Origin of the sequence: Streptomyces siamensis, assembly GCF_039543605.1 — a bacterium.
Classification (GTDB): domain Bacteria; phylum Actinomycetota; class Actinomycetes; order Streptomycetales; family Streptomycetaceae; genus Streptomyces; species Streptomyces siamensis.
The window spans coordinates 479,828-494,174 of sequence record NZ_BAABKB010000002.1; the positions used below are offsets into that span (position 1 = coordinate 479,828).

The 14,347-nt window shown below is 71.8% G+C and carries 11 protein-coding genes; 2 read left to right on the plus strand and 9 right to left on the minus strand.

Features of this window, described 5'->3' with window-relative positions; genetic code table 11:
* Positions 1-111: 111 nt before the first annotated feature.
* The 7 genes from ABEB03_RS04850 to ABEB03_RS04880 all read right to left on the minus strand — a co-directional run bounded on the left by ABEB03_RS04850 (position 112) and on the right by ABEB03_RS04880 (position 8,071).
* Complete coding sequence (locus ABEB03_RS04850; protein WP_345641653.1) at positions 112-1,515, minus strand: amino acid permease; 1,404 nt, start codon at positions 1,513-1,515, stop codon at positions 112-114.
* Between the two features lie 182 nt (positions 1,516-1,697).
* Entirely contained in the window at positions 1,698-2,594 is an 897-nt protein-coding gene (locus ABEB03_RS04855) for a TauD/TfdA dioxygenase family protein (protein WP_345641656.1), read from the minus strand.
* Between the two features lie 11 nt (positions 2,595-2,605).
* Entirely contained in the window at positions 2,606-3,970 is a 1,365-nt protein-coding gene (locus ABEB03_RS04860) for an LLM class flavin-dependent oxidoreductase (RefSeq protein WP_345641659.1), read from the minus strand.
* Positions 3,967-4,701 carry an ABC transporter ATP-binding protein gene (locus ABEB03_RS04865; protein ID WP_345641662.1) on the minus strand — a complete coding sequence of 245 codons (735 nt, stop codon included), beginning with the start codon at positions 4,699-4,701 and terminating at the stop codon, positions 3,967-3,969. The genes ABEB03_RS04860 and ABEB03_RS04865 overlap by 4 nt, the downstream gene beginning before the upstream one ends.
* A complete protein-coding gene (locus tag ABEB03_RS04870) occupies positions 4,677-5,558 on the minus strand; it encodes an ABC transporter permease (RefSeq protein ID WP_345641665.1) in 882 nt (293 codons plus the stop codon). The genes ABEB03_RS04865 and ABEB03_RS04870 overlap by 25 nt, the downstream gene beginning before the upstream one ends.
* A complete protein-coding gene (locus ABEB03_RS04875; protein WP_345641669.1) occupies positions 5,555-6,622 on the minus strand; it encodes an ABC transporter substrate-binding protein in 1,068 nt (355 codons plus the stop codon). Before ABEB03_RS04875 ends, ABEB03_RS04870 begins: the two co-directional genes overlap by 4 nt.
* A 231-nt stretch (positions 6,623-6,853) precedes the next feature.
* Complete coding sequence (locus ABEB03_RS04880) at positions 6,854-8,071, minus strand: ROK family transcriptional regulator (RefSeq protein WP_345641673.1); 1,218 nt, start codon at positions 8,069-8,071, stop codon at positions 6,854-6,856.
* A gap of 463 nt (positions 8,072-8,534) precedes the next feature.
* Here ABEB03_RS04880 and ABEB03_RS04885 point away from each other — a divergent pair, with 463 nt between their 5' ends.
* Positions 8,535-9,116, plus strand: coding sequence for a biotin transporter BioY (locus tag ABEB03_RS04885; RefSeq protein ID WP_345641677.1), 582 nt, complete (start codon positions 8,535-8,537; stop codon positions 9,114-9,116).
* On the opposite strand, the gene ABEB03_RS04890 is transcribed toward ABEB03_RS04885, so the two are convergent.
* Together ABEB03_RS04890 and ABEB03_RS04895 are read right to left on the minus strand one after the other, a co-directional pair.
* A complete protein-coding gene (locus ABEB03_RS04890) occupies positions 9,106-10,467 on the minus strand; it encodes an FAD-binding oxidoreductase (RefSeq protein WP_345641679.1) in 1,362 nt (453 codons plus the stop codon). The genes ABEB03_RS04885 and ABEB03_RS04890 overlap by 11 nt on opposite strands.
* Before the next feature lie 215 nt (positions 10,468-10,682).
* Positions 10,683-11,408: an LPXTG cell wall anchor domain-containing protein gene (locus tag ABEB03_RS04895; protein WP_345641682.1), complete on the minus strand. Its 726-nt coding sequence runs from the start codon at positions 11,406-11,408 to the stop codon at positions 10,683-10,685.
* Between the two features lie 231 nt (positions 11,409-11,639).
* Between ABEB03_RS04895 and ABEB03_RS04900 the strand changes: the two genes are divergently transcribed.
* A complete protein-coding gene (locus ABEB03_RS04900) occupies positions 11,640-14,339 on the plus strand; it encodes a serine/threonine-protein kinase (RefSeq protein WP_425589200.1) in 2,700 nt (899 codons plus the stop codon).
* Positions 14,340-14,347: the final 8 nt, after the last annotated feature.

A 14,347-nucleotide genomic window follows, 5' to 3' on the forward strand; every position in this document is an offset into this window, starting at 1 on the left:
AAAAGACTTGCAAGTGCACGATAGCAGCAGGAAGGTGGGGACGCGTGCCTGGGCACGCCAAAGGGCCCTCGCATGGAATCCGTCCGTGCGAGGGCCCCTCGGTGATCCGTGTCAGGCGCGCGTGCGCGCCTTCGCCCGCTGCCAGGCGTAGCCGACGACCGCCAGGAACACGGTCATGCCGCCGGTCGAGTACAGCTGCACCCGCGTGTCGGGCTCCCGCGCCATCAGCACGAAGATCGCCGCCATGCCCGCCAGCGCCACCCAGGTCAGCACCGGGAACGCCCACATGCGCACGACCAGCTTCTCCGGCGCCTCGCGCTCCACACGGCGGCGCAGCAGCAGCTGGGAGACCGCGATGAAGATCCAGACCACCAGGATGACCGCGCCGATCATGTTCAGCAGCCAGGGGAACACGTCGTCCGGCCGCCAGTAGCTGAGCAGCACGCACACGAAGCCGAACACGCTGGAGGCGAGCACCGCGATCCGCGGCACCCCACCGGACGCCCGGCCCAGCACCTTCGGGCCCTGCCCGCGCTGCACGAGCGAGTACGCGATGCGCGAGGAGCCGTAGATGTTCGCGTTCATCGCCGACAGCAGGGCGGCGAGGATGACCACGTTCATCACCTGGTCGGCGCCGTCGATGCCGATGTGCTGGAGCGCGGCGACGTAAGGGCCGGCCTCGACGACCGCCGGGGAGTCCCACGGCACGAGCGTGACGACGACGGCCATCGAGCCGATGTAGAACAGCGCGATGCGCCACATGGCGGTGCGGACGGCGCTCGCCACGCCCCGGACCGGGTTCTCCGACTCGGCCGCCGCGATGGTCACCGTCTCCATGCCGCCGTACGCGAAGACCGAGGCGAGCAGTCCGATGACCAGTCCCTCACTGCCGTTGGGCAGGAAGTCGGTCAGGTTCGAGGTGCCGGGCGCGTCCGTGCCCGGCAGGACGCCGGTGACGGCCAGCACGCCGAGCACCAGGAACAGCGTGATCGCGCCGACCTTCAGGGCGGCGAACCAGAACTCGAACTCGCCGAAGTTCTTCACCGCGGCGAGATTGACCCCGCAGAAGACGACCATGAACAACGCCACCCACGCCCAGGCGGGTGTGCCGGGCAGCCAGCCGGTGACGATCTTCGCGGCGCCGATGCCCTCCAGGCCCACGGCCGTGCACAGGAGCACCCAGAAGGACCAGCCCGCGGTGAAGCCGGCCCAGGGGCCGATCGCGCGCTCCGCGTGCGCGGAGAAGGAGCCGGACGACGGATACGCGGCCGACATCTCGCCGAGCATCCGCATCACCAGCATGACGAGCAGGCCGGACACGGCGTACGCGATGACGATCGAGGGCCCGGCGGCGGCGATGCCCGCCCCGGAGCCGACGAACAGGCCCGCTCCGATGACGCCGCCGAGGGCGATCATCGAGAGGTGGCGCTGCTTGAGCCCGTGGGAGAGGGCGACGTCGGCTTCGGGCGCGCTTGACGGCGCGTCGGGCGGTGAGTCGAGGGTGGTGCGGGACATGAGAGCGGGTGGTCCCTTACGTTGCGAGTGCAAAAACTCCGCCAGTCTGGGCGGCCTCCCCGCTCAGCGGGAGAGACCGCCCAGTATCCGGACACTCGTCTCACGTCGTGTAGTCGCGCACTCACCGGCCACGTGCTGCGGTCAGGGGCTCGCAGGCGCCCCCAGCAGGTGCTTTCGCACGCTCACGCGGCGACCGGCGTGTAGTGCGAGGCGTCCCCGGTGATCGAGTAGCTCTCCTTCCCCTCGATGCCGACCGGCACGTCACCGGCGACGGTCACGCGGTGCAGCCGGCGCGGCAGACCGTCGTAGTTGTCGATCGCGTAGTGCTGGGTGATCCGGTTGTCGAACAGCACCAGCTGGCCGGGGGACCAGCGCCAGCGCAGGACGTTCTCCGGGCGCGTGACGTACGCCTGGAGCAGGTCGAGGATCTTGCGGGACTCGCCCACCGACAGCCCCACGATCCGCTGCGCGAACCCGCCGATGAACAGGCCGCGCTCGCCGGTCAGCGGGTGGACGCGGACGACCGGGTGGGCGGTGCGGTACTTGATCGACGTGAACTGGGCGCGCTGCGCGGCCTGCTCCTCGTCGACCTGCTCCTCGGGCACCGCGTAGTCGTAGTCGTTGGTGTGCTCGGCCCACAGGGTGTCGGCCAGCGCGCGCAGCGGCTGCGGCAGGTCGCGGTAGGCGGCCGCCGCGTCGGCGATGAGGGTCTCGCCCCCGTACGGCGGGACGGTGATGCTGCGCAGCGTGCTGGCCTGCGGCGGGTTGAGGACGAAGGTGACGTCGGTGTGCCAGTGGTTGGCGGCCCGGCCGCGTTCGCTGTCCACCGGCAGCACGTTCGGGGCGCCGTCCACCGCCGGCACCGTCGGGTGCGCGGTGGTGATCTCCCCGAAGTGCCGGGCGAAGGCCTGCTGACCCTCGTCGTCCAGGCCCACCGCGTCGAAGACGAGCGCCTTGTGGATGTCGAGGGCCTCACGCAGCGCGGCGACGGTCGTCTCGTCGAGCGGCGCGGCGATGTCGATCCCGGACACCTCGGCGCCGATGTGCGCGGTGACCTTGCGGATCTCGATGTCGGGCATGACGGGTCCTTTCAGACGAGGGCGGACGAGGGCTGCGGGAGCGCAGCCGGGAGCTCGGGGACGTGCTGGTTGGCGGGGCGGGGGAGGCCGTAGCGCTCCCGGAGGGTCTGGCGCGGGCCGTACTCGGTGCGGAGCAGCCCGCGGGCGCGCAGCAGGGGCACGACGTGGTCGACGAAGGCGTCCAGGCCGGACGGCAGGACCGGCGGCATGATGTTGAAGCCGTCGGCGGCACCCTGGGTGAACCACGTCTCGACGGCGTCGGCGACCTGCTCGGGCGTGCCGGTGAAGGTGAGGTGCCCGCGACCGCCGCCGAGCCTGCCGATGAGCTGCCGGACGGTGAGCCGTTCGCGCCGGGCCAGCCGCACGATCAGCGTGTACCGGCTCTTGGCGCCCTCGATCGCGCTCTCCGGCGGCAGATCGTCGGGCAGCGGCGCGTCGAGGTCGAGGGCACCGGGTTCCAGGTGCAGCAGCCGCTCCAGGTGCGCCACCCCGTGCGTGTGCACGATGTGGTCCTCCAACTCCTGCTCGTGGGCCCGTGCCTCGGCCTCGGTGGAGCCGACGACGGGGACGATGCCGGGCAGCACCTTGATGTGGTCGGGGTTCCTGCCCTCCCGCGCGGTGCGGGACTTCAGGTCGGCGTAGAAGGCCCGGGCGTCCTCGACGGTCTGCTGGGCGGTGAACACCGCCTCGGCGTGGCGGGCGGCGAACCGCTTGCCGTCCTCGGAGGAGCCCGCCTGCACGAGGAGCGGGTAACCCTGCGGGGAGCGCGGCACGTTGAGGGCGCCCTCGACGCTGAAGTACGTCCCCTTGTGCCGGGGCGGGTGGATCTTCGCGTCGTCGCCCCAGACGCCGGCCGCCTTGTCGGCGACGATCGCGTCGTCCTCCCAGCTGTCCCAGAGCTTGAGCGCCACGTCGAGGAACTCGGCGGCGCGGGCGTAGCGTTCGGCGTGGGCGGGCTCGGCGTCCAGACCGAAGTTGCGGGCGGCCTCCGCGCCCGCGGTGGTGACGATGTTCCAGCCCGCCCGGCCACCGCTGATGATGTCCAGCGAGGCGAACTTGCGGGCCAGGTTGTAGGGCGAGTTGTACGAGGTGGAGGCGGTGGCGATCAGTCCGATGTGTTCGGTGGCCGTCGCCAGCGCGGTGAGCAGGGTGAGCGGTTCCAGCGCGCCCGCGGGACGCTGGCCCACGCTGCTCCACAACTGGGGGCCGTCGGCGAGGAACAGGGAGTCGAAGGTGCCGCGTTCGGCGGTACGGGCGAGGCGGACGTAGTGGGCGAGGTCGACGTGCGCGTACGGGTCGCTCTCGGGGAGTCGCCAGGACGCCTCGTGGTGACCGGTGCTCATCAGGAACGCGTTCAGGTGCAGGTGCCGGGTCATGCGTGGTCCTCCGTCACGCCCAGGGCGGCGAGCAGCCGCTCCCGGTACTCGCCGAGCAGCGGGTCCCGGTAGGAGCGCGGGTGTGGTCGGTCGATGGTCAGGTCCAGGCCGATACGGCCCTGGTCGAGGACGAGCACGCGGTCCGCGAGCACGATCGCCTCGTCCACGTCGTGGGTGACGAGCAGGACGGAGGGCCGGTGGCGCTCCCACAGCTCGCGCAGCAGGTTGTGCATCTTGATCCGGGTCAGGGCGTCCAGCGCGCCGAACGGTTCGTCGGCCAGCAGGAGTTCGGGCTCACGGACCAGGGAGCGGGCCAACGCGGCCCGCTGGGCCTCGCCGCCCGACAGCTCGTTGGGCCAGGCCCGTTCGCGGCCCGCGAGCCCCACCTCGGCGAGGGCCGAGCGGCCCTTGGCTGCCGCGTCCTTGCCGTCCGTGCCGAGCAGCACGTTGTCGAGGACGCGCCGCCAGGGCAGCAGCCGCGAGTCCTGGAAGACGACGGACACCCTCCCCGGCGCGGTGAGCCGGCCGCTTCCGGTGACGTCGTGATCGAGGCCGGCGATGGCCCGCAGCAGGGTGCTCTTGCCGGATCCGCTGTGCCCGAGGAGGGCCGTGAACTGGCCGGCCGGGAGGTCCAGGTCGATGCCGTCGAGAACCGTGCGGCCCGCGAACGACCGGGTCAGGCTCCGCAGTCGGACGGCGGGCCGGGTCAGCTGCTCAGTGTTCGGCGCCATGACAGCACCCTCCGTTCGATGAGACGGACCGTGCTGTCGGAGACCAGGCCGAAGACGCCGTAGACCAGCAGGCCGACGAGGATGACGTCGGACTGACCGTAGTTCTGGGCCTGGAACATCATGTAGCCGAGGCCGCTGGTGGCGTTGATCTGCTCCAGCACCACCAGGCCCAGCCAGGAGCCCGTCACGCCGAGCCGGAGTCCCACGAAGAAGCCGGGCAGCGCACCTGGGACGACGATCTGGCGGATGAAGGCCCACCTCGACAGGCCCTGCACCTCGGCGAGTTCGACGAAACGACTGTCGATGCCGGACAGCGCCGCATGTGTGTTGAGGTAGATCGGGATGTAGACGACGATGGCGATGATCGCGATCTTGAAGCTCTCGCCGATGCCCAGCCACAGGATGAACAGCGGGATGAGGCCGAGGGTCGGGATCGCCCGGTTCAGGTTCACCGTGCCGTCGATCAGCGCCTCGCCGATCCGGCTCAGTCCGGAGGCGAGAGCGAGGGCGACGCCGGCGGTGAGGCCGATCGCGAAGCCGTACGCGGCGCGCTCCAGCGAGGTCAGGATGTCGGTGGGCAGGGTCCCGGCGGTCCACAGATGACCGGCTGTCCTCAGCACGGTCCAGGGAGCCGGGATCGCACCCGGGTCGAGCCGTCCGGCGGCGGAGGCCCCGGCCCACAGGGCGAGGAGCACGGCGGGCCCGATGAGCCGGGAGGCGGGCAGACTCCTGCCGGGGGACAGACTGCGCCGCCGCCGTGTCCCGTGGCTCTCCTCCCGCTCCTTCACCGGTGCGGCGGTGGTCGTGCCCGTGCTTGCAGCCGTACTCGCGGTCGTGGTCGTGGTCACGGCGCTCACCTCCGGTACTCGGCGGCCACGGACTTGGCGGCGATGCCCTCGAAGCGGTGGTCGAAGAGCGAGGAGACGTCGAACTTCTTCACGAAGCCGCCCTCCGCCAGCAGGTCGGCCGTCTCCTGCTCCCACTTGACGGCCTCGTCCCAGCTCGGTGGGAACAGAGGCTTGTTGGCGAGCGCGGTGATCCCCCGGGCCTGCGCGAGGCTCAGGTTCTGCGTCTTGACGTAGAACTCCTCGTTCCAGACGTCGGGGTTCTCGTACGTCCAGACCTGGCCCTTGGCCCAGTACGGGATGTACGCGGCGACCGCCGCCGCCTTCGCGGAGTCGTTCAGCACGGAGGTCGGCGCCCACAGCAGGTTGAGCAGGTCGACGACGTCCGTGGGGATGGTGCGGGCGCCCTTGGACTTGTACTGCTGCAGATAGCCGGGCGCCTGGCTGTTCGCGAGCGGGGCGACGTCCACCTGCCCCGACTGGAGGGCCGTCAGGAACTGGTTGCTGGTCAGCGGGACGAGCTTGACGTCGTCGTACTTCAGCCCGGCCTTCTTGAGCGCCCGCAGCAGGACGACACCCTGCGCCTGCCCCTGCGAGAAGGCCAGTTTCTTCCCCTTGAAGCCGGCGACCGACCGGATGTCGCTGCCGGGCTTCGTGGCGAAGAGGTAGTTGGGCTTGCGGGTGACGTTGATCGCGACGATCTTCGCGTCGAAGCCCTGGTAGTGCGCCTGGATCGGCGGAATGCCCGCGTTGTTGGCGACCTCCAGGGACTTGGCGCGGAAGGCGTTGATGACATCGGGGCCGGCACCGGTGTTCACCCAGCTCGACACCTTGAAGGGCAGCTCGCCCAGCTTGGCCAGCTTGAACTGGAGTTGCTGCACGTTCTGGTAGGAGGCGATCTTCAGGCTCGTGCCGGCCGGGACCTTGTCGGCGAGCGGGGCGGTGGAGGCGCCCTTGCCGGCGGCGGCCGCGCTGTCCTGGGCGCAGCCGCTGAGCCCGGCGACACCGGCCGCGGCACCGAGCAGGGACGTGAGGAAGAGCCGTCGGTCGACACCCGACACGGGGGAGGAAGGCATGGAAGGACTCCGCGAGTTCATAGGGCAGGGCAAAGGGTGGATTCAGGGGAGGACGCGCATGCGGAATTCCGGGCCGCAGAAGGCCGTACAAAGGAAATTCACGCAGGAGGAAATGAGCGCTTCACACGCGGCAACGTGTCAGCAACAAAGGGTGCGACAGCTCACGAACAGGCTCATGAGCAGGATGTTCCTGGTCATCGACGGTCCCTGTCAACATTCGGAGTTTCTGAATTAAATAGCCTCAGGTGACGCGGCCAGCGGATCCCGGTACAGCACGTCCAGAGCCACCGAACCGCCCGCCACGGCAAGGACGGAATCCGCGAAACTCGTCGGCACGACGGACGCCGCGCGTTCGTCGCCGACCGCCTCGCGCAGGGCGTCGAGGCAGTCCTCCCGGTGGATGACCCCGACCTCCGTCACGACCACCGTCTCCGGATTGAGCACGTCGAGCAGCAGTCGCGCCGCCCGTCCGACGGCACCGGCCCGCTCCACCAGCAGCCGTACGGCCGCACGGTCGCCCGCGGCCGCCGCCGTGACCACGTGCATGGGGTTCGCCCCCTCGACGACCCCCGCCTCCCGCGCCCGCCGGCACAGCGTGCGCTCGCTCAACTCGGCCTGGAGGCAGCCGGACCGGCCGCAGTCGCACGGCTCCGTGCCGCCCGGCACGGGCAGATGGGAGATGGTGCCCGCCTGCGAGCGCGGCCCGTGGTGCACCTCGTCGTTGGTGGCGAACGCCGCGTCGACCACGTTGCCGACGAACAGGTGCAGCACGCTCCCGCTGCCCCGCGCCAGCCCGAACAGCCGCTCCCCGTTGACCAGCGCCCGCGCGTGTCCGTCCACATGGACCGGCAGCCCGGTGCGCTCGCCGAGCACCTCCCGCACCGGCACGTCACGCCAGCCGAGCAACGGGTGCTCCACGACGGTCCCGGACTCCCGGTCCACCCAGCCGCCGACGGCCACGCCGACGCCGAGCGGCCGGCAGTCGGGGGCACCCGCCAGCAGTGCTCCGAGTACGTCGGCGGCCCGCGCCAGCACGGCCCCCGGATCGGTGCGCTCGTGCTTCAACTCGCGCCGGGCCAGCACCCGGCCGCGCAGATCGAGCAGCGCCACCGTGGTGTACGGCACGGCGACGTGCACCCCGCCGACCACGAGCCGTGAGTCGTCCAGGTCGACGGGGACGTGCGGGCGGCCCACGCCGTTCGACCTCCGGGGCGCGGCCGCCTCACGGATCAGGCCGCGCTCGGTGAACCGGGCGCAGTAGTCCGTCACCGACGCCGGTGACAGCCCGGTCAGCCGGGCGATGGTGCTGCGCGCCACCGGGCCGTGCTCCAGCACGGACCGCAGGACGACACTCGCGCTGGTCCGGCGCCGGTCCGGGTCGGCCGCGCGGGGTGTGCGGGGGGAGGAGTGGGAAGGGGAAGGGAGAGTGGGTGCCGCGGCACGGGGCATGGCGATCATCCTCGGGAACGGGTCCGACACTGCGCCGTCTCGTGCGAGGCGCACCGGATCCGCTCCGTCCGCCTCGCTAACGCGGGCGACAGGCGGCCGTGCCGACGCGTCGCAGGTCGACGTGGCGACGCGACGAGAAGTTCCGGGCCTGGGCAACCATGTGCTCGAAGCTAGCAAAGCGGGCCACGGCTGCACAGACGGCGACCGACGGGCGAGACGGCGCATGAAGAAGCGGCCGGCCCGTTTGGCGGGAACCTACAGACGCCGGACGCCGCGTCCTCGTAGGCCAGGCCACTTCACCTCAGTGACCCGTATCACGTCGTACTCGGTGTAACCCCCACTCTTTGTCCGGAGCCCACCAAGTCCCCGTTCCAGCCTTTGTCGAGCGCTGACGGTGATCGACTCAAGGGCGCTGGGATAGCGTCACCGTGTCCCGAATCTGCCCGCACCCGCCGGAGTCCCCATGAGCACCGCTGCCGTCACGACCTCCCGCCCCGGCGAGGTCCTCGCCGATCTGCTGCCTTCCTCCCGTGTCCGGGATGCCGCCCTCGTGATCGGCGGTGCCGCGCTCACCGGCCTCGCCGCCCAGATCTCCGTGCCCGTGCCGGGCTCCCCGGTGCCGGTGACCGGCCAGACCTTCGCGGCGCTCCTCGTCGGCACGGCGCTCGGCGCCGGCCGCGGCTTCCTGTCCCTCGCGGTCTACGCGCTCGTCGGCATGGCCGGCGTGCCGTGGTTCGCCGGCGGCAGCTCCGGTGCCGGTGCCCCGTCCTTCGGCTACATCCTCGGCATGATGCTGGCCTCCACCGTCGTGGGTGCCCTGGCCCGACGCGGCGCCGACCGTTCCGTGCTGCGCATGGCCGGCACGATGCTCCTCGGCGAGGCGATCATCTACGCGGTCGGCGTGCCCTACCTGGCCCTCGCCACCGGCATGTCGGCGAGCGCGGCCGTCGCGGCGGGCCTCACCCCCTTCCTGATCGGTGACGCCCTCAAGGCCGCCCTGGCGATGGGAGTGCTGCCCACCGCCTGGAAGCTCGTCAAGCGGTGACGTCCGGCCGGCTCCGGCCGGTGACGTCGTAGTTCCTGCGGAAGAGGTTCGCCGGGTCGTACTGAGACTTCAGCCCGGCGAGCCTCTCGTGCGTCGCGGGGTCGTACAGACCTCGGGTGCGGTCGCCCGCCCCGAAAGCGAAGTTGAGCGCCCGCCCGGTCGTCCACGGCGCGAGGCGCTCGAACGCCGGGTCCAGCAGCCCGCGGGCCTGCTCCCGCTCCGCCATCGCCAGCAGCCGTACGAGGAAACGCCCGTCGCGGTGGGGCACGGAGTTCGGCACGGTCCGGGCGAGCGCTCCGCCGAGGTGGTTGATCTGCACCACGCACATGGCGGACGCGCCCGGCCCGGTGCGGGCGAGGACGCCCGCGGCGGCGTCGACGTCGAGTTCCCGCAGCACCGCGCTGTCGCCGTAGTACGTGTGCGGGAAGTCCGGGTCGCTGTGGATGGTGTGGCTCTCGCCGTACGGCATCTCGCGCAGTGTGTCCGCCAGCGCCGGACCGGTCTCCCGCAGCGGGGCCACCAGACGCTCCCCCTGTGCGGCCGTACCCGTGTACGCGACGCGCACGGAGACGATGTGACGGCCCCGCAGATGTGGTGGCAGCCCCGCCGCGTCCGGGTACGGAACCGCCGCGAACGACGAGGTCAGCCCGTCCGGCACGGTCCGTGTCCAGCGCTCGTACGCGCGCAGCACCGTCACCGGGTCGACCACGGCGGCGTCGAAGGCGACCGACCCGCCGTACAACCGGGCCACCGGCACCAGGCCGATCTCCAGCTCGGTGACCGCGCCGAAGTTGTGGCCGCCGCCGAGCAGCGCCCAGTACAGGTCGGGGTCCGACTCCCGGGTCACCCGGCGCGGCCGGCCGTCGGCGGTGACCACATCCAGCGACCGCACATGATCGGCCGCGTACCCGAACTCCCGTGCCAGGACGCCGAGTCCGCCGCCCAGGGTGTACGAGACGGCGCCCACCCCCGGTGCCGACCCGTTCAGCGGAGCCAGCCCGTGCGGCTCGGCGGCCCGGACGACCTGGCCCCAGCGGACGCCCGCCTGGAGCCGGGCGGTGCGCGCCTCCGGATCGATGCGCAGCCCGTCCATCCGCCGTGTGGTGATCAGGACGCCGCCCTCGGACGAGCCCGGCAGCCCGTGCCCGGTGGCCTGCACACCGACCGGCAGGCCCCGGGACGCCGCGTACCTCACCGCGTCGGCCACGTCGTCGGCCGACGCGGCGGCGAAGACGACGGCGGGGCGTTGCGTGAAACCGGTCTGGAAGCCGGCGAGTTCGTCCTCGTAGCCCGGGTCGCCGGGGCGGAGGACGAGCGGGGCACGGTCTGCGGTGGTACCGACGGTGTTCATGCGGCCCACCCTGGCGGCGTTACCTGACATCTGCCGTCAGGCTTTTTCCTGGAGACGTGCGAGACGTGCGAGACGTGCGAGACGTGCGAGACGTGCGAGACGTGCGAGACGTGCGAAACGTGCGAAACGGGCCGGGGCGGCGGGTCACGGGGAGCACGGACGCGGGCCGGGTGCCGTGCCCGGCACCCGGCCCGCGTCGTCTCCGCCGCGTGACGTCAGGACTGCTGCTGCCGCCTGCGCGGACGGTGGGCCCACCACAGTCCCGCCGCTCCCGCGGAGATCAGTGCGGCACCCGCCATGCCCAACGGCACGACCTCACTGCCGGGTCCCGTCTTCGGCAGCCGGTCGCCGCCGGGCGCCACCGGCTGGTTGTCGGTGCCGAGCAGCAGCGGGGTGGCGGGCGCGTTCGGCGACGGGTTCGTCGTCCCGAACGGCACGGGACCCTGCTGCCAGTACGTCTTCTTCCCGTCGCTCGTCTGGACCGGAAGGCAGATCTTCCCGGTCTTGCTCGTGTCGAACGTCGCGTCCACGGCGTACGACTTCGACTTCCCGGCCGCGAGACTGCCGACCGAACAGACGAAACCACTGTTCGAACCGTCGGGCAGATCCTTGTCGGCCATGGCGTCACAGCCTTTGACGCCCTTGACCTCGAGGCCGTCGAATCCGACCACCAAAAGCCTGATCTCGCCGCTGTCCTTGGTCCCCTCATTCTTTACCGTGGCCGTGATCGCCGTCTTCTGCGTGCTGTTGTCGACCGAGATCTTCTCCGGCAGAAGCGTCGTCATCCTGACACCGGCCGGCGCCTCGTCAATTGCCTTTCCCCCCTTGCTGCTCCCCGGTCCCTGGTCGTCCGCGACGGCGGTGAAGGAAAGGATCATCACGGCCGAGAAAGATGCCGTGAGCAGCGATCCCGCGATGGTCGTCGTGCGACGAGAACTCATGTTCGTCCCCCTTGGCTGCGCCTGAATTCGCAGTACTTGAAGAGGTACCACAAGATTTCTCCGCACTATGCTGGTACGGCCTGAAGTGTGACCATTGTGTTTCCGTTGTGGCGGGCGGGTGTGACTGATGTTGAGGGGGTGCGGGGATTGTCGGCGAACGTTCAGGGCGGTGTTCCGGGATTACTGGTGACGGGGCGTTATCGCCTGGTCGAAAGCATCGGACAGGGGGGAATGGGGCGGGTGTGGCGAGCCGCCGACGAAATGCTCGACCGGCAGGTCGCGGTCAAGGAAATGCGCATCGACGGACTCGACGCCGAGGACACCCGCACGCGCCGCGAGCGCACACTGCGCGAAGCCAGGGCCACCGCCCGGATCGACCATCCCAACGTGGTGCGCATCTACGACGTGGTGGACGAGGGCGAGCGGCTGTGGATCGTCATGGAACTCGTCGCCGGGCGCTCCCTCGAACAGATCGTCGTGCGGGACGGGCCGCTCGACGAGCGCGAGGCGGCCCGGATCGGGCTCGAACTCGTGGCGGCCCTGCGCCAGGTGCACGCCGGGGGAGTGCTGCACCGCGACATCAAACCGGGCAACGTACTCGTCGAACGCCAGGGGCACCGCCGCGTCGTCCTCACCGATTTCGGCATCGCCGCCCTGCAGGACGCGGAGGCGCTCACCATGGTCGGGATGCTGGTCGGTTCCCCCGACTACATGGCGCCCGAGCGCATCTCCGGCCGGCCCCAGGGGCCGCCCTCCGACGTCTGGTCCCTGGGCGCGACACTGTGCGCGGCCCTCGGCGGACGTTCCCCCTTCTCCCGGTCCACCACCTTGGCCACCCTGCACGCCGTGTTGTACGAGGAGCCCGAACTCCCGCCGGTCGCGGACGACTTGCGGGACGTGCTGGCCGCTCTCCTGGACAAGGAACCGGATGCCCGGCCCGGCCTGGAGGAACTGGAGGCGGCGCTCGCACACATCGTGCGGCCGGCGTACGACGTCGACCACGACGGCGGGTTCGCGTCCCGCGGGGAACCCGTGCCGGGCACGACGCCCGTGCCGGAGGCGGGATCCGGGCCCGACCGGACGTCGGCACCGGGGAGCGGACAGCGGCCCGGGACGGGGCCCGCGTCCGCGACCGCGCGAGGACCCGAGTTCGAGACGGTGCCCGAGTACGACTTCGAGCCCGGGGCCGTGTCCGGGCCCGACCCGACGCTCGTGGCCGGACCCGACACCTTGGGGCCCGGACCTGACGCGGCTTCCGGGCGCGGGCCTGATGCGGCTTCCGGGTCCGGGGCAAGTGCCGACCCCGGGCCCGAACCGGACGCGGCCCCGGTGGTCGGTTCCGGTTCCGAACCCATGCCCGACGCGGTCTCTGTATCGGACTGGGACGCGGACTCTGACGTGAACGCGGACGCGGACGCGGACACGGAGCGCGGGCCCGATCCGGCGCCCGAGTCCGGGCCTCCCGCAGGACAGGCCCAGCAGCCGTCGGCCGGTCCGGTCTTGGGGCCTGCCGCCGAGCCGCCCGGCGGTCAGGTCCCGGGGCCTGCCGCCGAGCCGTCCGGCGGCCGGGTCCCGGCGCTCGCCGCCGAGGTGCCCGCCGGCCCCGCCCCGGCACCGTCCTCCGAGGTGGCCGTAGAGCCGTCCGCCGAGTCCGGTCCGGAGCCCATGTCCGATCCGGCCGTCCCGCCGGTCCCGGGGCCGGCGGAAGGCGAGTCGTCCTCCCCGCCCGAGCCCCGCCGCGACGCACCGGAAGCCGTGCCCCCGACCCCCGGGCCCGTCCCGCCGACCCGTGAGGAACCCGCGCACGACACCCACGACATCCGCGGGACACGCCGGATCCCCCGGGAGAGGCCGACTCCCGCGCTGCTCGACGCCCAGTTGATACGTGCGGCACGACAGCACCCGTCGGACCTGCCCGAGGCCACTTCGCCGCCCGTGCACGACGCGGTCCCGGTGCGGCGCACCCCGCCGCGCAAGGGCTCTCTCGACTTCACCAAGCCCCCCTCGGAGCGTCCGCCCGGAGAGGCTCCCGCCCCGGCCCCCGTTCCCGACCCGACACCGGTCCCGGAGCCGTCGTCCCACTCCGAGGCCCGGAACGCGTCGACCGAAGTGCCCTCGGAACTGCGTGCGGAGCCCGGCTCGCAGATCCCTTCCGTCGGTGTCCACGAGGCGTCGGCGCGGGCGGTGACGGAGGCCGCGCTGTCCACGGCGCCCGCACCCGGTGGCATGCCGCCGGGCGAATTCCCCGGCCCCGCGGTGCCGTCCGGCTCCGGCACGGCCGACGGTGCGCGCCGCGGAGGTCGGCGCGTCGGGCTGCTCGCCGCCGGCGGGGTGGCCGCCGCGGGACTCGTCGTGTGGATCGTCGTCGCCGCGTCGGGCGGACCGTCGGGCGACCGGACCGGGGCGTCCGGTTCCTCCGGCCCGGCCGTCACCGCCGGGGGCGACGGCGGTGCGTCGCCCCGTACGTCGTCCTCGCCCACCGTCGAGGGCACGTCCCGCCCGCCCAGCCTGCCTCCGGGAGCCCACCGGGAGGCGGGCGGCTACGCGTGGGCGACGCCCAAGGGCTGGCGGCGCGATGTGAAGACGGGTTCGGAGGTGCACTACACCTCGCCCGACGGCACCCAGGAACTGGCGGCCAAGTCCTCGCTGGCGAAGGGGGACCTGATGGACACCTGGCAGACCTCGGAGCGCAACGCCCGCGAGGGGCGGGACTACCGAAAGATTCGCCTGGAGGAGACGGTGTTCCAGGGCCGGCCCGCGGTCGTCTGGGAGTACACGTTCACGCTCAAGGGCGAGCACTGGCACGCCCGGCTGCTCGGCTTCGACGAGAGCGGGAAGTCGTACCAGATCAACACCTGGTACCAGCCGGGGATCGAGGCGCAGGCCCTCAGGACGTACGGCAAGGTCAAGGACAGCTTCACCGTGCTGTGAGGGCCGGA

Coding starts and splice junctions, on each gene's coding strand:
- ABEB03_RS04895 (WP_345641682.1), bottom strand. CDS start 11,408: ATGAGTTCTCGTCGCACGACGACCATCGCGGGATCGCTGCTCACGGCA.
- ABEB03_RS04855 (WP_345641656.1), bottom strand. CDS start 2,594: ATGCCCGACATCGAGATCCGCAAGGTCACCGCGCACATCGGCGCCGAG.
- ABEB03_RS04890 (WP_345641679.1), bottom strand. CDS start 10,467: ATGAACACCGTCGGTACCACCGCAGACCGTGCCCCGCTCGTCCTCCGC.
- ABEB03_RS04865 (WP_345641662.1), bottom strand. CDS start 4,701: ATGGCGCCGAACACTGAGCAGCTGACCCGGCCCGCCGTCCGACTGCGG.
- ABEB03_RS04880 (WP_345641673.1), bottom strand. CDS start 8,071: ATGCCCCGTGCCGCGGCACCCACTCTCCCTTCCCCTTCCCACTCCTCC.
- ABEB03_RS04900 (WP_425589200.1), top strand. CDS start 11,640: ATGGGGCGGGTGTGGCGAGCCGCCGACGAAATGCTCGACCGGCAGGTC.
- ABEB03_RS04885 (WP_345641677.1), top strand. CDS start 8,535: ATGAGCACCGCTGCCGTCACGACCTCCCGCCCCGGCGAGGTCCTCGCC.
- ABEB03_RS04875 (WP_345641669.1), bottom strand. CDS start 6,622: ATGCCTTCCTCCCCCGTGTCGGGTGTCGACCGACGGCTCTTCCTCACG.
- ABEB03_RS04850 (WP_345641653.1), bottom strand. CDS start 1,515: ATGTCCCGCACCACCCTCGACTCACCGCCCGACGCGCCGTCAAGCGCG.
- ABEB03_RS04860 (WP_345641659.1), bottom strand. CDS start 3,970: ATGACCCGGCACCTGCACCTGAACGCGTTCCTGATGAGCACCGGTCAC.